We start from the raw sequence: 19,007 nt of genomic DNA, 5'->3' as shown, positions 1-19,007 counted from the left end.
GTGAGAAAATGGGCTTTTGGAGCAACGTACGAAGCTTTTTCGGAGGCGCAACCGAAGCAAAGGCGGCCGTTAAAAAGGATTTAACGCGTTGGTTTATTCCTCGCGCTACATTGTTTGGAACTTACGGAGAACATGCGCTGGCGGATAACGAAACAGTCTTTTCGGCTGTATCGCGGCTATCAAATACGATGGCGAGCTTACCGATAAAAGCGTACAAGAACTATCAACCGATCGAGTCACAGGCATCCGAACTATTAACGTACGCGCCGAATCATAACATGACTTCCGGTGAAATGATCGGACTTTTAGAGACGCATCGAGCTGTTTACGGTAATGCTTACGCGATAAAACGGTACAACATTCGTTACGAAGTCATCGGATTAGACGTTTTAGACCCTTCGAGGGTGCAGCCGGTCATTGAAGAAACGTCTCGTGAGCTCTGGTACGAGATATTCGGAGACAATGGAAACTACTTAGTTCACAACATGGATATGATTCACGTTAAGTATACGTCGGTTGACGGCCTCAAAGGAATCTCGCCCTTAAAGGTATTGCGGAATGCACTCGACTTTGATCGCGATGTAAGGACGTTCAGTCTCGAACAGATGGACGGCGCCAAGATATCGTTTATTCTCAAAGTCGCTAATCAACTCGATGATGACCGGAAAACAGCGATGTTAGAGAACTTCCGGAACTTTTATTCGAACAATGGCGGCATTCTAATTCAAGAACCTGGCGTTGAAATTAAGGATTTAAAGAAGGAATTTATCGATACAAAGGCGTTCGAGGTCGAAAAAGTGACCCGTTCAAGGGTTGCGCAGGCTTTTAACATTCCGTTATATATGCTCGGTGAAACGCAAGGCAGCGTATCGAACATGGAGCAACTTTACATCGATTATGTACAAGGCACGTTGATGCCTATCGCAACTCAATACGAAAAGGAATTTAACCGGAAGTTGCTGACCGAAAAGGAACGCAAGGCCGGTTATTATTTTAAGTTCAGTATGAACGCGTTATTGCGCGGAGACATGCAGACTCGCGGTAATTTCTATCAACAAGGCATCCGGAGCGGTTGGTTTAAGCCGAACGAGGTGCGTGCATGGGAGGATTTACCGCCAGAAAAGGGCGGAGATACGCTTTATTTAAGCAAAGACTTATTCCCGATCGATCAAGTCGCGCAGCAGAAAATCACAAGCACCGACGCGCCAACGCCTCCAACGTTAAAAACTAACGAAGATGATAACGAAGACTCGAAAGGAGGTGAGGACGATAAAGAAGTTCTGGGAAATCAAAGCGGCGAAGAATGACGCTAAAGCTGGAGAGGTATACATTTACAGCGAAATTAGTTCGGCTCAATTTTGGGGCGACGAAGTAACAGCGCAGACTTTTAAGGCGGATTTAGACGAACTTGGCGACGTTTCTACGCTAAATATCTATATTAACTCGCCTGGCGGGTCCGTTTTCGAAGGAAATTCGATCTACAACATTATAAAACGGCACAAAGCCCACGTTAACGTTTACGTCGACGGGCTGGCAGCCAGTATCGCAAGCGTCATTGCAATGTCCGGTGACGCTATTTTTATGCCCGCAAACGCGATGATGATGATTCACAATCCGTGGACGTTAGCGCAGGGAAACGCGGACGAACTCCGCAAGCAGGCCGATGACATGGATCGTATTCGCGAAAGTCTTATCGAGGCTTATCTCGGAAAAGCAGGCGAAAAGCTTGATCGCGACCGTTTAATCGCGCTTTTGGACGCTGAAACGTGGCTTACAGCGCAAGAATGCCTCGAATTAGGGCTTTGTGACAGTATCGAAGCACCTAAGCAAGTGGCTGCGAAAGTAGATACGAAGTTATTCGCGAGTTATCGGAATACTCCGGACGCTTTACTTAATCAAACGCAAGAAGACGAAAAGCAGGCGGAAAGAGAGCGCCTGGAACGCGAGCAATTAATCGCGGAAGCACAAACCAACTTACTAAAACTCAAAAATGGGGGAATTATTTAATGGAACTATTTGATCTGAAGGCTCACTTAAACACAGTAGGTACACAATTAGCGGCAGTTGAAAAAGAAATCATGGATAAAGCGGCAGATCCAACTATCTCTATCGACGATGTTAAAGCACTTAAAGGAAAAAGAGAGGACCTTAAAGAGCGTATGGACATCCTTCAAAACCAACATGATTCTTTAGAGCGCGAGCAAAAAGCCAAAATCCAAGCGAGCTTAGAAAAAGCAAAAGCTGGTGTATCTGCGGGGCTATCCAGTAACGATCCTGAAGTACAAAAAATCTCTGCTAAAGCCGGATTCATTCGCGCAGCTGTACGTAAAGAAGTCCCTGCACAAGAAGTTAGAGCGGTTTTAGGAGACAACAATGGAACTGGTGGCGAAAAACTCCTTCCTAAAACAGTTTCACAAGAGCTTTTACACGAGCCTTTTGTAACAAACCCACTACGCAGTGTATCAACTTACACTAACGTTACAAATCTTGAGATCCCTAAAGTGGACTTTTCTTTAGATGATGACGACTTCATTCAAGATACACAGACTGCTAAGGAACTAGAAGTTGAAGGCTCAGTCGTTACTTTCGGCCGTCGTAAGTTCAAAGTTAAAGCTAAAATCTCTGAAACTATTTTGGCTGCTACTGATACTGACTTGGTTTCAACTGTTGAGAGAGCGCTTCAGTCTGGTTTGGCTGCAAAAGAAAAGAAAGTTTCTTTCGCTGTGACTCCGAAAACTGGTGAAGAAGAAATGTCATTCTACGGTGCGGGAATCAAAGAAGTTCAGGGAGACAGCACATATAAAGCAATCAAAGCGGCAATTGCTGATCTTGCGGAAGACTTCCGTGATAACGCAAAAGTTATGATGCGCTACTCTGATTACCTAGAAATGATCGAAACTCTCGCAAACGGCAGCGCAACTCTTTACAACGCTCAGCCAGAGCAAATCATCGGTAAGCCGGTTGTATTCTCTGATGCTGCGGTTAAACCAATCGTGGGTGACTTCCGTTACTCTCACTTTAACTACGATCCAGCGATCACTTACGAAAGCGACAAAGACATCAGCACAGGCGAAAACTTATTCGTTCTGACTGCTTGGTTCGATCACAAAATCAAACTTAAATCTGCTTTCCGTATCGCATCTGTCGTAACTGCGCCCTAATGCGCCCCAAGGGTTAACGGCGACTCCTAAAGACACAACGGTGTCCCTTAGTTGGGACGCCGTAACCTTTAATGGGGGCATCAAAGAATATGAAGTATATAGAGACGGATTATCAATCGGAACACGCGTAGGCACATCGTTTGCAGACAGCGGCTTGACGCAATTAACGACGTATAAATACCAGGTTCGCGCAATTCCTAACGTCGGTGATCCGTCACCACTTAGCGCCGAGCTTTCGGTTACAACGTTAGCGACCGAACCTACGAGCGTTAACGTAACGGAATCATCTAAGACATTAACGGTCGGCGATACGTACCAGATTAACGCAACAGTTTCGCCAGCAGGCGCAGACCAAAACGTGACCTATACGTCTAGTAGCACCGCAACAGCAACCGTATCAAGCTCCGGCTTAGTAACGGCTAAAGCGACCGGCACAACGACGATCACAGTCGCGTCTAAGGTTAAACCTTCGGTTAAGACAACGGTTGCTATTACCGTTAACGAACCGACACCACCGGCAGGTGAATAACGATGGCTCTTACGCTTGATGAAGCAAAAGAATACTTGCGGATTGACGGAGATGAGGACGACAACCTCGTCTCCTTTTTTATTTCCGCAGCAGCCAAGCACATGGAAAACGCAGGCGTAAAGGATACCGAATCGGACCTATACAAAATGGCGGCGCTAATCTTTGTCGCGGATGCCTACGAAAATAGGACGACAGCCAACAGCGGCACAAAAATCGCCGGTATGATCCTTCAATTGAGGTGAAGCTATGGCGGTAAATATCGGAAGTTTAGACAAGCGAATCACGTTTTTACAATACGCAAACACAACGAATGACGAAGGGTTTGAGATCGATGGCTGGACGCCAGTCGCTACGGTATGGGCGGCAGTAAAGACGTTACAGGGCCGGGAATATATCGCGGCGGCTACGATTCAGGCCGAGAGAACGACCCGTTTTATCATTCGGTACTCAAAGCGGATGAATTCGCTGCTCAACAATAAGATGCGCGTTAAGTATGGTGCACGAGAGTTCGAGGTTGATAGCTTCATTAACGATAACGAAGCGAACGTTACCTTCACGATTATTGCGAAGGAGGTCAACGTTAAGTGAGTTCAAGATCAAATGTAAAAGGGATGCGCGAATTAATGGCGCGGCTTAATCGGCTGGGGCGCGAAGCTCAATCCGTTAAGAAAGGCGCTCTCGAAGCCGGCGCTAAACCGGTATTTGACGAGATGGAAGCGCGAAAGCCTAGCGAACAAAGCAAGATCCTAGTCAGCGACGTTAAGAACGACATTATCGAAATCGGACCGAGCGACCTCGACTTTATATCGCGATTCGCTGAGTTCGGCACTAGTCCGCACTTAGAGAAAGCGAAGAACAAAAAGGTCATGAGCGACGGTTCTACGTTTTACGGAAGAGAAGTCGACCACCCCGGACACCAAGCGATGCCTTTCATTGAGCCGTCTTTCAACGCGAAAAAGAACGAAGCACAGCGCGAAATCAGACGCTATTTAGAAAGGGAGTTATTGCGATGAGTGCACGGGCAATCGTTAATTCGGCGCTTAAACCGTTGGGCGTGCCCGTTGTTTTTCTGAAGTATCGCGGAGAGGACGAAACGTATATCCGTTTTTTCTTCTACGACGAAAAGAGCGCACTCAATGCGGAAGATGCCGAGGAAGCGACGGGCTTTTACGTTCAAGTTGATATTTATACGAAGGACCCTAGCGAATACGCACGGCTAGAAACCGGCGTTAAGAAACAGCTCGTTGATGCGGGCTTTGGGCGCTTAGGACAGTACGACCTATACGAAAACGAAACGGAGATCTATCACAAGGTGCTCCGTTTTTATTATGCGCAAAATACAGAGGAGGAATAAATTTGGCAGGAACACGCATGGGATTACGCGATATTTACTTTGCGAAATTGATTAAGGACGATGCTACGGGTGCCACTTACGATACGCCGGTTAAGGTCGGTAAGGCAATCGAGGCATCTATTTCACCGAATACAAACAGCGAAACTTTGAACGCGGATGATGGTCCGTCAGAAATCGAAACAGCTTTCGGAGGCGTTGAGGTAGAAATCGGCGTTGACCAATTATCTCACGATATCCAGGCGTTATTGCTCGGTCACACTATTAACGCTGACGGTGTACTCGAAAAGAAAGACACTGACTTGGCGCCATATGGTGCGTTGCTCTTTAAGTCGCAAGTATCGGGCGGCGGCGATAAGCTTTACGCGTTATATAAAGGTAAATTCCAGTTGCAAGAAGAAGAATTCGCAACTAAAACGGATAGTCCGGAATTCCAGACGGATTCAATTTCCGGAACATTCATGCGTCGTGAATTTGACGGCGTTTGGGGACGTTCAGTTTACACGAAAGGTGAAGGCGTTAATCAGACGGTCATTAACGATTGGTTTAAGAAAGTTTACGAGCCTTCTACGTCTGCACCTGCACCGGAAGAAAATACAGGAGCTTAATAGATTCAACGGAGAGTTCGGCGCAAGCCGGCTCTCTTTTTATTTGACTACTTAAAAAACAAAAACTAGGAGAGTGTTTATATGCAAATTACATTACTAATCAACGGTGAAGAAAAAGTATTTAGCGCGCCATTCATTAAAGGAAGAATGCTTCGCGAAGCTATCAAACTTTCGAAAACAAGCAACTTCGATGACCTGGACGTTGGCGATCTTGACAACCTCGTTGATTACGTTGTTCGCGTTTATGACGGTCAGTTCTCCCTTGACGAATTCTACGACGGCATTTCTTCCGAAAAGATGATCTCAACTATTTCCGATACGATCCAAGGCGTCGTAGGAACGGTTAATGCAGGCGTTGAACCGTCAGAAACTGCGAAAGGTGAAGGCGAAGCCACTGCGGAGACTCCGGCAAAAAACTAACGCCGGGGTACCTTTTCCCCTTAGACTTCCTCGAAAAGCTCGAACACGACATTAAAAAGCTTTATCTCGACAGCATGGAACGCCCGCAGGACATCTATTACCTAGACGAAATGGACATCGGCTGGTTCTTCGAGCTCATGCAATATTCCGATAGTGGCAAAAACAAGCGCAGCAATTCAAGCGGCGGGAAGCAGGAAGTCTATATCGATCAGGTACTCGGTTTTTAGAAAGGAGGTAAAGCATGGCGGAATCACTCGGCTCATTGCGAGTCAGTATCGGACTAGAAAGCGCAGACCTAACGCGAGGACTTGCAGATATCAACCGAAAGCTCGGTGCGCTTAATAGCGAATTCAAGGCGACTATGGCTGGCGCAGGTAAATTCGATAATAGTCTCGATACTCTTAATCAGAAAGCGAACGTACTAAATCGGACGCTACAAGTACACAAAGCGAAACTAACCGATCTTAAGCGTCAGTACGAAGAAAGCGTGCGGACAAAAGGAAAAGATGCGGCTGCCTCCGTTAGGTTACTAACGCAGTACAATAAAGCGTTAGCGGCCATGAGGAAAACCGAGGACCAACTCGATCTCGTCAACAAACGGATTAAGGAACAGAGTACAGGTTTCGCACAGCTAGGCGCTAAGCTAAACGCGAGTGTCAATACGATCACGACGAAAATGCGTGCGCTTGATGCGGCGTTTAAAGCGTCAACGGCTGGCGTTGATAACTTCGGATCGACCTCGGACCAACTGAGGCAGAAAGCCGACCATTTAAATAAATCGATTGATCTTCAGCAGCAGCGCCTCAAAGACCTTCGCCGTTTATATCTCGAATCTAAACGCGCAAAAGGTGAGGACGCACAGGAAACGCAGGAACTTAGCGCTCGTATGAACGAAGCGACCGCACAGCTTCGCGAAACGCAGGCGCAATTAAGATCGACCAATACGCAAATAGAACAGCAAGCCAACGCATGGCATCGCATGGGAACGCAAGCACAAGAGAGCGGCGAAAACCTCCGGACGGTCGGCGGAAATTTACAGTCGATCGGCTCGGAAATCGCGACATCATTCGGCGCGGCTACCTTAGCGGTTGGTGGAGCGCTTGGCCTTGCGACTAAAAAGTCGATGGACTTCGAACAGCAAATGTCGAACGTTAAATCGGTTATGAATCCGGAAGAAGCGAATAAGTACAGCGATGCTTTAACGAACCTTGCGGTCAAACTCGGTGCTGATACGAAATACAGCGCACTAGAGGCTGCGCAGGGTATGGAAGAGCTAGTAAAAGCCGGTGTAACTACGCAGGATATTATAAACGGCGGGCTTTCCGGAGCGCTATCGTTGGCAACGGCGGGCGGTCTTGAATTGGCGGATGCGGCAGAAATCGCTTCGACTGCGCTTAACGCGTTTAAGGACGACAATCTCAGCGTTGCGCAAGCAGCGGATATTCTGGCAGGGGCGGCCAACTCTTCGGCAACCGACGTTCAAGAAATGAAGTACGGGTTATCGATGACTTCTGCGGTTGCTGCCGGAATGGGGCTGACGTTTAAAGATACGGCGACGGCGCTTGCTGTTTTCGCGCAGAACGGTCTTAAAGGATCGGATGCGGGTACGTCACTTAAAACGATGCTAAGCCGTTTGGTACCGATGACTGAAGGCGCTTATACAACGATGGAATCTCTCGGTCTAGTAACGTTGGATACGAATAAGGCGTTCGATGTCCTTTCTAAGGAAGGATTTAAGCCGGCAAGCAAGAACCTCGGCGACGTATATAATGCGTTAGACAAGTACGTAGAAAAAAGTACCGGACTTAAGAAAGGAACGGACAGCTTCGAAAAGGCGTTTTCTAAGGCGTCTAACGCACTCGGCATAATGGACAACAAATTTTTCGATGCGCAAGGGAACATCAAAAGTATGACGGAAATCTCCGGAGAGCTTTCGAAAGCCCTTGACGGCATGACTGCGAAGGATAAGCAAGAAGCGCTGTATAAAATATTCGGTTCTGACGCAATCCGCGGCGCGTTGATCCTCGGAAAAGAGGGCTCTAAAGGATTTAACGACATGGCGAAAGCGATGGGAAAAATCAAAGCGGCCGATGTTGCGGCTGAGCGGATGAATAACCTTAAAGGTCGGATCGAAGAGCTTTCGGGCGCATTCGAAACAGCGCAGATTAACATCGGTAAAGCCTTAACTCCGGTCGTATCGGCGTTAGTGGCCGTGCTTCAAAAGGTCGTTGACGCGTTCAATAATCTATCGCCAGGTATGCAGAAATTCGTTGCTATCACGCTAGCGGCGACTGCGGCAATTCTCGGCGTCGTAACCGTTCTCGGCGTTCTACTGGCCGGAATCGGAGGCGCGCTTGTCGGTTTAGGTTCTTTACAAATCGCGTGGGGTCTTTTGTCGGTTCAGATTGCGGCGGCAGGCGGCATGATGGGAATATTTACGTCGATATTAGCGGCCCTAACGAGTCCAATTTCGTTAACAATAGCGGGCATAGCCGCACTAGTTACCGTCTTTGTTCTCGTATACAAACACTCGGAACAACTACAGAAACTCCTTGGCGTAGTGTTTAACGCAATCAAAGCCGGAGCCTTAGTCGCATATAACGGCGCGAAGGTAGCTTTTGACGGAATCGTAGCGGCAGTCGATCGCGTAGCAGCGTATTTGCTCGAAAAAGGGCCGGCCATGTGGAACGGGTTTGCAGCGGGAGCGGTTAACATAGGTACCGCAATACAAAGCGGATTTAATGCGGCCATTAGCGCAATCGGATCGTTCTTTTATTCAATCGGCCAGAAAGCATCGGAGTCTTTTGCTCAGGGAATCGGAGCTAAAGTATCGGAAGCTGCGGGCGTGTTCTTCGCACAACTTAAGACGGCATTCTCAAGCGTAAGCGGCGTTATTTCTATCGTTGCGCCGACGATCACAGCGTTTGGTTTGGCGTTAATGGGCGTATCTGGGCCGATTGGCTTCGCGATTACAGCGTTGGTCAGCTTGACCGGATTCTTATTCCGACTTTACCAATCTAACGAACAGTTTCGCAACTCGGTTACAACTGTTTGGTCGCAAGTATCAAGCGTCATTAGTAGCGCAATGACGTCGTTGCAACCGGTGTTTGATGCGTTTAGCCTATACTTCGGACAGATTGCGGCTGAACTAGCGCCACAGTTTGCGGAAACAATGAACGTTATGGTTACGAGTCTAGCTACGTTAAAGCCGGCATTTTCGGATTTAGGTACAGCGATCGCAGAGCTCGGTCCAGCATTCGCGCAATTAGGTACGACGTTCGTAAGTTTAGCGGGTTCTTTAGGAGCTGCGTTTTCTGATGCGGTTGTTCAAATTACGCCTTTACTCGGAGAATTGGCGGGTGCTTTTGCGCAGGTTCTTCCGGGAATCATAAGCTTGGTTGGTGGACTAGTAAGCGTGTGGGCGCAGGTCCAAGGCACGTTGTTACAGGTCGTTACAGAAATCGTAACGGCAGTAATTCCGATACTTGTTCAAGGTTTTACGTCACTACTTCCACCGATACTGAGCATTGTTCAATCAGTATTTCCACCAATATTAAGTATCATTAAAGCGCTTGTTCCTGTAATTCAAGTAATTGCGAGCGTTTTATTACCACTGCTATCGAGCGCAGTTCAAACGATTTTTCCAGTTATTCTGTCGATAATCCAAGCGGTTATGCCAGTTGTCTTAACGATAATTAAGTTATTCGCCTCAGTAATAAATGATTTAGCAGTTAATATACTTCCACTCATTCTTAGTGCAGTGCAGGCAGTATTTCCAATAGTTTTGGCTGTTATACAAGCATCAGTTCCAGTTATTGTAGCAATACTTCAAACTGTTTCTTTTATAATTCAAAATGTCTTGATACCTGCAATACAATTCATACTCAAAGTCGTGCAGATAGTATTCCCTGTTATTGTTGGTGTAATAAAGGGCGCTCTGGGCATTGTTACAAACATTATCAATCTGTTCTCATCTTTACTTAAAGGGGATTGGGAAGGTGTCTGGAATGCGGTTTTAGGGATACTGAAGAGCGTGTGGACAATTATTGGTTCTGTTATAAAAGGTGCCGTTAACTTAGTTTTATTAGCTGTTACAACTGCGTGGAACCTAATAAAGTCTGTAACTTCTTCTGTTTTTAATGCGATATGGGGATTTCTGAAGAGTATATGGAACAGTATATGGGGAACCGTTAAAAACCTGGCAGGAAAAGTAGTCGACGGTGCGGTAAATGCTTGGGACTCTTTGTGGGGAAATACTAAAAAATTCTTTAAACGAATAAAAGATTTTGCGGTTGAAACTTTTGACAAGATGGTTACAAATGCGAAAGAACTTCCCGGTAAGATAGGCGATGGAATTAAAAACATGGCGCATAAGGCTATGGGTGGAGTTAAATCTTTAGGTAATAAACTTCTTGGTGGCATCGAAGGAATTGTCAATGGTTTAACGCAGAGCGGAATCAACAAAGTTCTAGGGCTAATCGGCGTTGACAAAAAGCATTACATTCCGAAATTAGAGATTCCTAGATACGCGAAAGGTACGTCAGCAGGCGGACATCCAGGCGGTCCCGCAATCCTCGGCGATGGTGGCGGTCCTGAATTATTCCGTACACCTTCCGGATTTACCGGCCTAAGTCCCGGCAGAGATACGCTATTTAATTTGCCGAAAGGAACGCAAGTCCTTCCGCATAACATGACGAAAAAACTTATCGCGCAAGGTATCCCGGCCTTTAAGAAAGGTACGAAGAAGAAAAACCTATTCGAAAAAGGCGTCGACGCAGTTTCAGGTGCGAAAGACACCGTCGTTAATGTCGCGAAGGGTGCCGTTAACAAAGTCAAAGAATTCGCTTTTGACGTATGGGATTACGTTTCAGATCCGAAGAAACTAGTCTCGAAAGTTGCCGACAGTCTCGGCCTAAAACTTCCGGAAATCTCTGGCGTATTCGGTAGTATGGCGAAAGGGGCCTATGAAAAGATTAAGTCGTCAATGGTCGGCTTCGTCAAGAAGCAAATAGATGATTTTGGCGGCGGTTTCGGAAGCGGAGAAAAAGCGACAGGCAACGTTAAACAGTGGATTCGGAAAGCGATGGAGATTACGAAGGTTCCGAGCAATTGGTTCGGTCCTTTAACGACCATGGCGATGAAGGAATCAGGAGGACGTACTGGACCTTCTACGATCAACAAATGGGATAGCAACTGGAAGCGCGGAACACCGTCGATGGGGCTTATGCAGACAATTAGAACAACGTTTGATTCGCATAAGATGAAAGGCATGGGCGATATAATGAATCCGGTCCACAATGCGGTTGCAGCAATCCGGTACATCATTTCGCGCTACGGAACAGTATTCAATACGCCGGGCATCAAGTCAATGCGCGCAGGTGGCCCGTATAAAGGTTACAAAATCGGCGACATCGTAACGCAGAAACAGCTTGCTTGGGTTGCGGAAGAAGGTCCGGAAGCTGTTATTCCGTTAAAGAACAACCGTCAACGAGCGCTTCAGCTTTATAAAGAAACCGGTAAGAAATTAGGCGTAGAAAGCGGAACAGATCAGACGGTTGTAGCGAACCTACTTGAGCGCTTAGTTAGTGTTGAGCAACGATCTTTGGCGGCACTTAATATAATCGCGCAAAAAGATCCGAGCGTACGCGTAGACAAGGACGCTTTAACTAACTACGTCGACAGCTCGCAAGCGCAACAAGCTACGATGAAAAGATTATTTAGGGGTGATCGGTAGTGCATCTAATAATTATAAAAAACGGTGAAACGATCGATCACCGTAATTTCGGTTTGCGTCTCCTTAGTTTTCGCAAGGACTCGTTAACCCACCGTACAGATCTTCAGGAAGTAGACGGCCGCAACGGATCAATCGATATGGGTACGACCTTCGATGTTCGTAAGCTAACGGCCGTCTTTCTTTTTAAAGGCGTCGATCATATCGATTATCATTTACTATTAGACGAGGTGTACGATTTATTCGCGACGCAGAACGAAATGGAAATAATAGATTCGCGACAGCCCGGAAAGGTTTGGTCCGTAAAGGTAAGCAGCACGTACGAACCGGAAGATATCACGCCGAGGAGCGGGAAACTTACGGTTGAGTTTACGGCTGCTTTTCCTTTTGCGGCTTCTTTAGGTTCGACGCTCGACCCGTTAACGTTTGATTCCGATAAGTGGCAAATATCGCAAGGGATGATTTTATCTGACGATATGAAATATCGGTTCACAACGACTAGGTTTCGTGTCTATAATGCCGGCAATGTTACCGTAGATCCCTCCGAAGACGTTCCGTTAAATATCGTATATAAAGGCGCTTCAACTAACTTCGCGATTACAAACAAAACGACAAATCAATCGGTATCATATACGGGGAGCTCCGGAACTAGCGATACTATCACACTCGAAGGCCTTCGCCATTTAAAGAACGGTGCGACCATATACGCTAATACGAATCGAGGTTATATTTCGCTTGCGCCCGGTTGGAACGAGGTTGAACTTTCCGGCACGTCGGGAAGCTTCGAAATATCTTTCGATTTCCACTTTCTATATAAGTAGGTGTATGCGATGACTATATTAGCAGTTAAAGACATATCGGGAATCGCCGAACCTCTGCCGGGATTTTATGTAACGCGAAGTAACGGTGTCGAAGGCGAGAAGACGTTAAGTGTGACGGGCCATAAGACGGAGATTAATCAGCACGGTTATAAACTTGTGAAAAACGAAAATATCCTCATCTATAAAGACGAGGAGTACGTGATCAAAACGCATAAGGAAAAAACGTTTAAAAACGGTGTGGGCGTCGAAGTGACGGCCCTTCATCGCATATTTGACGACTTGATAAACTATCGAGTTTACGAAGAGAAATCGGGCACGCTGCGAATAAATGCGATGCTCGATTTTGCGTTAAAGGGCACCGGCTATACGTACGAGGTGGATAATACGGACTTGCCGACATCGGTTGAGGTTCAGAACTTCGGTTGGGATAATTCGTTAGCTTTACTGCGAAGCATTCTCGAAAAGTTTGGCGCGGAATTTGATTACGTCGGAAAGCACATTTTCATTGCGAAGAAGATCGGCAGCAAAAAAGACGAACCTTTCCTGCGGTATAAATACAACGTCAGTGAGCCGGAGAAAGAGATTGATACGAGTAGCTTTGCGACATACATTCGCGGTTATGGTAAGCAAAGAGAGGACGGCACCTATGTTGTCCAGGCGGAGTATACAAGTCCCTTAGCATCGATCTACGGAATAAAGCACGCTGAACCGGTCAAGGACGAGAGATTTACGGATAAAGCTTCGTTACTAGCGGAGATGAAAAGCAAACTTGGCGACAGTATGGAAATATCGCTTACATTCACGGCTATTGAACTCGCAAGTATGGGCATTACAGACGTAAGAAAAGGCGATTATTTATGGTGCGTTATTGAGCCGTTTGATATAAACGTTCAACTGCGTGTCTTAACTATCGAAGACTATTCAAACGATAAAAAGCCGCCGGTATTTACATTCGGATCAGTTACGAAAAAGGCTTCGGACTTAATCGCGGACTTTGATACGACTAAGAAAACGGTTGATAAAGTAATCGATCCTTCGACCGGTACCATTAAAACAAGCGCGATCAACACGTCCGGTTTAGCACTTAAGAGCGACTTAGATGCTCACGTGAAAAACACGGACATCCACGTAACTGCAGCGCAAAAATTAACATGGGATTCAAAGGAAGCTGGAGGAGCGGCCGCCGCACTAGAAGCGCGATTAACGAATATAACGTGGACGGCACCGACTTTTAAAAACGGATGGAGTCAATACTCGGACGCCCGCGGAACCTCCGTAGTGCAATTCGGCAAGGATATGGTAGGGACGGTAGTGTTACGGGGTGTTGTCGCGAATGGGACGATCGGGACATCTACGCCAATCTATACGCTGCCTATAGAATATCGACCTACTTATCCGTATTATTTCTGCGGTTCGGCTGGACCGGGTTATATTTTCACCGGAGTTGTAAAGACGAACGGGGATGTGTGCGTAGAGAGTAGTACCAACCCGACTCCGAACGCTTTCATCGCGATAAATACGCAATTTAAAATTTAGCATGAAGGAGGAGACAAATGCCGAATTACCCTTACAAAAAAGCGGGCAGCGCTTTCGATCGTAATTTTAGAAACAGCTATAATGACAATCTAGAAGATATTGCGGAAGACATTAGCGGAGCATACGGCGATCTAAGGGCTCACATTAAAGGTCCTGCAGCCCATACGTCCGAGCAAATAATCCATTTTGACGGATTAACAGTCTCAGACGAAATTGAGAAAGCGAAAAACCGAATAAACAATTTAATTTTAAATGCTGATGGAACCAACATAAAAGAGGTTGTGGATGCACGCGTAGACGATGATGGTTTTGTGTATCCTGTATTGAAAGAAAGATTGGATGCAGATAAGGGAGAAATTAAGACTCAACTAGAAGCAAATAAGAACCAACTAGCAGAAATGTACAAGACGGTTGAATTAATAACCAATTCGCAGGATGCTTTAAGCTATTTGAATAATGTGGAAGCGATGACTACATTTAAGGCGCGGGAAGAAGCTTTATTTTGGCCGCAATCTGCAAATATAAACGAGCTGACAAATGAAATCTATGTTGCTTCCCAAGAAAATGAAGGAACAGAACTGAGAATTGAAATTCGCGATCTTGATACAGGGAGTTTCAAAGAAAGAAAATCAATCCCTATAGAATCTGGCGCATACACTGAGGGGCTGTCATTTTTTTATAATGACCAAGGTAACTTATGCTTTATCGTCAAAGCTTCAAAAATGTCTGGATATAACATTTTTAATTACGATACAGGAGAGCTCTCGGATTTAATTATAGCTGATGTAAGTAGTAAATACGCGGCTAGCAAATATTATTTTGCTTCGATAACCGTAAATCAATCTAGCATTCATGCTTATGTGTACACTTGGGAATCGATAAAGATAGGGAATCCCGTTCTATACACCGATTTTACTGTAGACTATATTCCTAACTTGGAGAAGGTACAAGGCATAACCCTAAATGATGGGTTCCTATTCATGTCACACGGTAAAAGCAACGGGAGGCCAGCTATATCCGTGTACAACCTAGCTGGGGAACTCTTAAATTACTATATCTACACAAAAGACTCACTCGCTAGTGCGATCAATAAAAAGTTTTCTAACTTCATTCCGAATATTTACAACTATAACTTTGAAAATGAATCGTGCTGTGTGTACAAAGGAGATTTAGTTGCAGTTCAGGTCGTGAATAACGCCGACGTTGTTCTTGTACGGCATAATCGAATGTTGGGATATTCCTTGGATGTAAACGCAAACCAATCTCGCAAAGATACGGGATGGATGGGCACAGAATTATTAAATGGTGCAACTGCCTACTCTCTAGAACGCCTACCAAGAATAAGAAGAATAGGAAATAAAATACGTCTAGAGGCCGAACTAAAAGGCATAACGACTATGGACACAGAGTATATAAGCTACTATCCTGAGTGGTCGCCTGATAGAGTGTTGGCCTTTACGATTCCAACATCAGGAGGGTACAATGCCGTTTGTCAAATCCAACCGAACGGAAAAGTTAAAATATTATCCACAAGACACCCTAGTCCTGATGTGAATTCCTGGTACCCAATTGTTTTTGAGTGGTATTTGAATTAATTCACGCGGCGGCTATTTAAAGGGAGGTAACGGATATTGGCTATTTATAAAAATGGCTCTTACGCGTTTGATATAAACGCAATAACAGAAGGAAATTATCACTCGGCTTTTATATTTTCAACGCAAGATATTAATACAGCAAAGTTGATATTTTATTTACGTAAGGACGGAATCCCATTGCCACTATCAGCCGTGACCGGAAAAGTAATCCTCGTTCCGTCCAACGGTAAGCAGAGAATACGGGATGTCACGATAGTTGATCCATTGAAAGGTATCGCAGAGTATGTTTTAGATGAAGATGAAATCAAAATGTACGGCAAATTCAACTGTCAACTCATTCTGAAATATACGAACGGGCAATCACTCTCTGCTCACAAATTCGGGTTTGAAGTATCGCAAAGCCTTGCGGACCAGAACATCGCATCTCTCGCAGAGTATTACGTCGATGATTTCGAATCATTAAAGGCGTTAATCATAGCGATGTATGACGAAGAAACAGCAATTCTGGACGAATTAAAAGCGAAGTTCTCCGATCTCGACCAAATTGAAACGAAAGAGGGAGCGCAAGAAAAGGCAGATACAGCGGAAGCTAACGCAAAGGCTTATACGTCTGAACACGCAGCTAAGACGGATAATCCTCACAAGGTAACAAAAGCGCAGATTGGCTTATCGAATGTAGATGACGTGCAGCAGGCGAGTAAGATAGAATTTAAGGCGCATGACGATGATACTACACGGCATATCACGGCTGATGAGCGAACAGCTTGGAACGCTAAAGAAACAACGAATGGCGCGCAAGAAAAAGCGGATAAGGCGCTTGCTGACGCCAAGACTTACGTATCTAACTTTTCGTGGGTTGTTGCGACTTTGCAGAACGGCTGGTCTCACTACAACGGCGGCGAAGATGTAGTTTTTGGAATTGACGCGTCGAAAACAGTATGGGTGCGAGGGGAAGCAAAAGGAGGCGTTGTTGGAACGACTGTTTTTACACTCCCTGAAAACATGCGGCCGCCACGATCTATGGGTTGTATACAAATAGCGTCAGGGTCGGCACAGGTTGCTCGGATTGCATACAAATCTACTGGTGAAGTCATCGTAGAAAGCGTATCCAGTAACACGAACTATATTAAATTTGATTTCGCATTTAAAGCGTTGTAGAGGAGGAGTTATCGAATGAAACAAATATACAAATACGACAACAAAATGAATTATGTGCCGTCAGAAAATATGATTATCAATGACGGCGAGGATATTCCGGAAGGGTACACAGATATCCCTCCTGTTAATCCCGACGGCGCCGGCATGTATAAACCGGTGTTCGATAAAGGCAAATCGGAATGGCGCGAAACAGCTACACAAGAATACATCGACAGCTTACAGCCGCCTGACCCCGGACCGTCAGAAATCGAAGTCCTTCAGAAACAAGTGGCGGATCTATACTACTTAATCGCGTTAGGAGGAGCGTAAATGGCAATCGATTGGTTTACGTATATTAAAGGGTTTTATGAGAACGGCCTTTGGACGAAAAAGCAGGTCCACGACGTCGTCGCAGTAGGTCGGATCACACCGGAACAATACGAAGAGATTACCGGAGATCCTTACGATCCGGATAATCCGCCTAGTGAAGATATTGCTTAATTAACGGAAAGGAGGGCGCCATAATTGGGCGAACTAGACGTAATTAAATATTTTTTAACGCAAGGGCCCTTCGCGGTCCTTTTTACGTGGCTTCTTATTTACGTCATGAAGTCGAACCGGGAACGCGAATCAAGGCTGCAGGATCTACTCGATAAGTTTAGCGATAAGTATGATGTCATCATCGATAAGATCGATAGACTCGAAGAAAAATTTCGCGGAAGAGAGTAACCAAATAAACGCAATACGCCCGTCAGGTGAGAGTCCCGGCGGGCTTTTTTAATTTCGAAAGGAGACGATAAAATGGCGATTTCAGTACGAAAAAACTTGGTGGCGGGAAATAAGCGCGAATTAAAGTGTCCGTATTCCATGAACGCAAAGTACATTACGTTCCACAATACGGCAAACGACGCATCGGCAGACGCAGAGATCCGATATATGATCGGAAACACAAGTTCAACGAGCTATCATTTTGCGGTCGACGATAAGGAAGTCGTTCAAGGAATTCCGACGGATCGTAACGCATTCCATTGCGGAGATGGTGACGGAGTAAACTCCGGAAACCGTACGTCTATCGGCGTAGAGGTTTGTTATTCGAAATCAGGCGGCGCTAAGTACAAAGCGGCCGAAAAGCTGGCGATTAAGTTTATTGCGCAACTGTTAAAAGAGCGCGGCTGGGGCGTTGATCGTGTCCGAAAGCACCAGGATTGGTCCGGCAAATATTGTCCACATCGCGTGCTCGCTGAAGGACGTTGGGAATCTGTAAAGGCGGCAATCGCAGCGGAACTTAAAGCGCTCGGCGGTAAAACGCCTAAACCGTCTGCTTCAGCGCCCAAGACTTCCGGCTCTACCTATACCGTTAAGAAAGGCGACACACTTTCCGAAATCGCGCAGAAAACAGGCGTAAGTATGGCGAAGCTTCAATCGTACAACGGTATCAAGAACGCGAATAAAATTACGGTTGGTCAAGTGCTCAAGCTTAAAGGCGGTTCAACGTCGACCTCTAAAGGAAAGAAATACGTTTACCTTCCGGCTTCGGCCGATTCTTGGCGTATCTATCCGACTAACAAAGCGCCGGTTAAAGGAAATGAATGCGGCTACTTGCGCCCTCAGAAATTCGGCGGTCTGAAGTACGAAGTCCTTGCGAACCCACAAACGGACGTCTATACGATCAAAACGGATCAGTTCGGAAAAGTAAATATCTATGCTGCGAAATCAACCGGCGCAACAATAAAATAACCAAAAGGGAGACGATAACATGCAAGACGTTTTAATTTTCGCGACTGTACTGGCGCCTATTTTAACGGCGCTTGTTCAACTCGTTAAGAAAACGGTTAAGCTTCCGACTAATGTAATCCCGGCGTTAAGCTTCGTGATTGGCATCGGACTAGGTGCGGTAGCATATCCGTTTACTGACCTCGACTTGGTGTTGCGGTTATGGGCCGGCGGCTTTGCGGGATTAGCTGCGACAGGTCTTTTTGAACTCGGAGCAAAACGCGAAGGTACAACGAAATAACGAAACTTTTAGCGAGTGCTTACGTATGATAACGTAGGTGCTCGCGTACATAAAAACTCATTGCGGATAAGTTTGACGCCGTAGTATAATTTTACTAACTCATA

The 19,007-nt window shown here is 45.9% G+C and carries 20 protein-coding genes; all 20 read left to right on the top strand.

The features are described from left to right. Positions 1–8 precede the first annotated feature (8 nt). Entirely contained in the window at positions 9–1,307 is a 1,299-nt protein-coding gene (locus tag ACQXR1_RS11275) for a phage portal protein (protein WP_430772146.1), read from the top strand. Then, the gene (locus ACQXR1_RS11270; protein ID WP_088110608.1) at positions 1,261–2,007 is read left to right on the top strand and encodes a head maturation protease, ClpP-related; all 747 of its coding nucleotides are present in this window, start codon (positions 1,261–1,263) and stop codon (positions 2,005–2,007) included. Before ACQXR1_RS11275 ends, ACQXR1_RS11270 begins: the two co-directional genes overlap by 47 nt. Next, entirely contained in the window at positions 2,007–3,161 is a 1,155-nt protein-coding gene (locus ACQXR1_RS11265; protein WP_371149623.1) for a phage major capsid protein, read from the top strand. Before ACQXR1_RS11270 ends, ACQXR1_RS11265 begins: the two co-directional genes overlap by 1 nt. Then, positions 3,151–3,690 (top strand): Ig-like domain-containing protein, encoded by a 540-nt coding sequence (locus ACQXR1_RS11260; RefSeq protein WP_430772272.1) that lies wholly within the window; start codon positions 3,151–3,153, stop codon positions 3,688–3,690. The genes ACQXR1_RS11265 and ACQXR1_RS11260 overlap by 11 nt, the downstream gene beginning before the upstream one ends. Before the next feature lie 2 nt (positions 3,691–3,692). Then, the gene (locus ACQXR1_RS11255; protein WP_172861161.1) at positions 3,693–3,932 is read left to right on the top strand and encodes a head-tail connector protein; all 240 of its coding nucleotides are present in this window, start codon (positions 3,693–3,695) and stop codon (positions 3,930–3,932) included. 4 nt (positions 3,933–3,936) lie between these two features. Then, positions 3,937–4,278 (top strand): phage head closure protein, encoded by a 342-nt coding sequence (locus ACQXR1_RS11250; protein WP_172861160.1) that lies wholly within the window; start codon positions 3,937–3,939, stop codon positions 4,276–4,278. Further along, positions 4,275–4,703, top strand: coding sequence for an HK97-gp10 family putative phage morphogenesis protein (locus ACQXR1_RS11245; RefSeq protein WP_239795043.1), 429 nt, complete (start codon positions 4,275–4,277; stop codon positions 4,701–4,703). The genes ACQXR1_RS11250 and ACQXR1_RS11245 overlap by 4 nt, the downstream gene beginning before the upstream one ends. Next, positions 4,700–5,044, top strand: a complete 345-nt coding sequence (locus ACQXR1_RS11240) for a hypothetical protein (protein WP_129092588.1) — start codon at positions 4,700–4,702, stop codon at positions 5,042–5,044. Before ACQXR1_RS11245 ends, ACQXR1_RS11240 begins: the two co-directional genes overlap by 4 nt. A gap of 2 nt (positions 5,045–5,046) precedes the next feature. Beyond that, positions 5,047–5,649, top strand: coding sequence for a major tail protein (locus tag ACQXR1_RS11235; protein WP_239795042.1), 603 nt, complete (start codon positions 5,047–5,049; stop codon positions 5,647–5,649). 81 nt (positions 5,650–5,730) lie between these two features. Beyond that, positions 5,731–6,069, top strand: coding sequence for a phage tail assembly chaperone G (gene gpG, locus ACQXR1_RS11230; protein WP_232567262.1), 339 nt, complete (start codon positions 5,731–5,733; stop codon positions 6,067–6,069). A 241-nt stretch (positions 6,070–6,310) separates the two neighbouring features. After that, positions 6,311–11,803, top strand: a complete 5,493-nt coding sequence (locus ACQXR1_RS11225) for a phage tail tape measure protein (protein WP_430772144.1) — start codon at positions 6,311–6,313, stop codon at positions 11,801–11,803. Beyond that, positions 11,803–12,621 (top strand): phage tail family protein, encoded by an 819-nt coding sequence (locus ACQXR1_RS11220; RefSeq protein ID WP_129110663.1) that lies wholly within the window; start codon positions 11,803–11,805, stop codon positions 12,619–12,621. The genes ACQXR1_RS11225 and ACQXR1_RS11220 overlap by 1 nt, the downstream gene beginning before the upstream one ends. A 9-nt stretch (positions 12,622–12,630) precedes the next feature. After that, the gene (locus ACQXR1_RS11215; protein ID WP_430772142.1) at positions 12,631–14,157 is read left to right on the top strand and encodes a phage tail protein; all 1,527 of its coding nucleotides are present in this window, start codon (positions 12,631–12,633) and stop codon (positions 14,155–14,157) included. A 17-nt stretch (positions 14,158–14,174) separates the two neighbouring features. Further along, entirely contained in the window at positions 14,175–15,752 is a 1,578-nt protein-coding gene (locus ACQXR1_RS11210) for a hypothetical protein (RefSeq protein ID WP_430772140.1), read from the top strand. Positions 15,753–15,788: 36 nt separating this feature from the next. Beyond that, positions 15,789–16,910 carry a BppU family phage baseplate upper protein gene (locus tag ACQXR1_RS11205; protein WP_430772138.1) on the top strand — a complete coding sequence of 374 codons (1,122 nt, stop codon included), beginning with the start codon at positions 15,789–15,791 and terminating at the stop codon, positions 16,908–16,910. A 15-nt stretch (positions 16,911–16,925) separates the two neighbouring features. Then, positions 16,926–17,219 carry a hypothetical protein gene (locus ACQXR1_RS11200; RefSeq protein WP_259606953.1) on the top strand — a complete coding sequence of 98 codons (294 nt, stop codon included), beginning with the start codon at positions 16,926–16,928 and terminating at the stop codon, positions 17,217–17,219. Then, positions 17,220–17,390 (top strand): XkdX family protein, encoded by a 171-nt coding sequence (locus tag ACQXR1_RS11195; RefSeq protein WP_430772136.1) that lies wholly within the window; start codon positions 17,220–17,222, stop codon positions 17,388–17,390. 24 nt (positions 17,391–17,414) lie between these two features. Continuing rightward, a complete protein-coding gene (locus ACQXR1_RS11190) occupies positions 17,415–17,618 on the top strand; it encodes a BhlA/UviB family holin-like peptide (protein WP_033881227.1) in 204 nt (67 codons plus the stop codon). Positions 17,619–17,690: 72 nt separating this feature from the next. Then, complete coding sequence (locus ACQXR1_RS11185; protein WP_430772134.1) at positions 17,691–18,626, top strand: N-acetylmuramoyl-L-alanine amidase; 936 nt, start codon at positions 17,691–17,693, stop codon at positions 18,624–18,626. A gap of 19 nt (positions 18,627–18,645) precedes the next feature. Further along, positions 18,646–18,903 (top strand): holin, encoded by a 258-nt coding sequence (locus ACQXR1_RS11180; protein WP_017695214.1) that lies wholly within the window; start codon positions 18,646–18,648, stop codon positions 18,901–18,903. Positions 18,904–19,007 lie beyond the last annotated feature (104 nt).

It is taken from the genome of Bacillus sp. ATD, assembly GCF_050585765.1.
In the GTDB taxonomy this organism is placed as follows: domain Bacteria; phylum Bacillota; class Bacilli; order Bacillales; family Bacillaceae; genus Bacillus; species Bacillus stercoris.
This window is presented reverse-complemented; position numbering and strand designations above follow the sequence as displayed.

What these genes read in the sequence shown, in the direction of transcription:
- ACQXR1_RS11275 (WP_430772146.1), top strand. Translation starts at nt 9, where the DNA reads ATGGGCTTTTGGAGCAACGTACGAAGCTTTTTCGGAGGCGCAACCGAA.
- ACQXR1_RS11240 (WP_129092588.1), top strand. Translation starts at nt 4,700, where the DNA reads ATGAGTGCACGGGCAATCGTTAATTCGGCGCTTAAACCGTTGGGCGTG.
- ACQXR1_RS11265 (WP_371149623.1), top strand. Translation starts at nt 2,007, where the DNA reads ATGGAACTATTTGATCTGAAGGCTCACTTAAACACAGTAGGTACACAA.
- ACQXR1_RS11210 (WP_430772140.1), top strand. Translation starts at nt 14,175, where the DNA reads ATGCCGAATTACCCTTACAAAAAAGCGGGCAGCGCTTTCGATCGTAAT.
- ACQXR1_RS11255 (WP_172861161.1), top strand. Translation starts at nt 3,693, where the DNA reads ATGGCTCTTACGCTTGATGAAGCAAAAGAATACTTGCGGATTGACGGA.
- ACQXR1_RS11195 (WP_430772136.1), top strand. Translation starts at nt 17,220, where the DNA reads ATGGCAATCGATTGGTTTACGTATATTAAAGGGTTTTATGAGAACGGC.
- gpG (WP_232567262.1), top strand. Translation starts at nt 5,731, where the DNA reads ATGCAAATTACATTACTAATCAACGGTGAAGAAAAAGTATTTAGCGCG.
- ACQXR1_RS11250 (WP_172861160.1), top strand. Translation starts at nt 3,937, where the DNA reads ATGGCGGTAAATATCGGAAGTTTAGACAAGCGAATCACGTTTTTACAA.
- ACQXR1_RS11200 (WP_259606953.1), top strand. Translation starts at nt 16,926, where the DNA reads ATGAAACAAATATACAAATACGACAACAAAATGAATTATGTGCCGTCA.
- ACQXR1_RS11225 (WP_430772144.1), top strand. Translation starts at nt 6,311, where the DNA reads ATGGCGGAATCACTCGGCTCATTGCGAGTCAGTATCGGACTAGAAAGC.
- ACQXR1_RS11185 (WP_430772134.1), top strand. Translation starts at nt 17,691, where the DNA reads ATGGCGATTTCAGTACGAAAAAACTTGGTGGCGGGAAATAAGCGCGAA.
- ACQXR1_RS11215 (WP_430772142.1), top strand. Translation starts at nt 12,631, where the DNA reads ATGACTATATTAGCAGTTAAAGACATATCGGGAATCGCCGAACCTCTG.
- ACQXR1_RS11180 (WP_017695214.1), top strand. Translation starts at nt 18,646, where the DNA reads ATGCAAGACGTTTTAATTTTCGCGACTGTACTGGCGCCTATTTTAACG.